The 497-nt window shown below is 75.3% G+C and carries 1 pseudogene; it reads left to right on the forward strand.

The annotated features are described in order from the left end of the window. Positions 1-497: pseudogene (locus tag FV222_RS30445) on the forward strand (PIG-L family deacetylase); the annotation flags it as partial.

Genomic DNA, 497 nt, shown 5'->3' on the forward strand with positions numbered 1-497 from the left:
GGTGGCCCACCTCGGGGTCGAGGTGCGCCACCTGCCGTTCCGCGAGGCCCCCCACCGCGGCTACGGCTCGGCACCGGAGCTCTTCGCCGAGGTCCGGGCCGACGACGCGATCGTCGAACACCTGGCCCCGGCCTTCGGGGCGCTGATCGCGGAGACCGCGCCGGATTTGATCCTCGCGCCGCAGGCGATCGGCGGCCACGTCGATCACCTGCAGGTGGTCGCGGCCTTGCGCAGGATCGCGCTGGATCGCCCGATGCTGTGGTGGCGCGACTTCCCCTACACCGTGCGCCAGGCGGTGCCGAAGGCCCCGCTCGCCAGCGCCTTCGCCGGGTTGCCGGTCCGCGAAATCGTCCTCGACGCGGGCGCGCAGGCGGCCAAGGCCGAGGCTTGCGCGGCCTACGCGTCGCAGCTCGGCTTCCAGTTCGGCGGCCGGGCCGGGCTGGTGGAGCGCCTCGGCGCGGAGGCCGGGCGCGAGCGCTTCGCGGTCGAGGGCATCC

The organism is Methylobacterium sp. WL103, assembly GCF_008039885.1.
GTDB classification, from domain to species: domain Bacteria; phylum Pseudomonadota; class Alphaproteobacteria; order Rhizobiales; family Beijerinckiaceae; genus Methylobacterium; species Methylobacterium cerastii.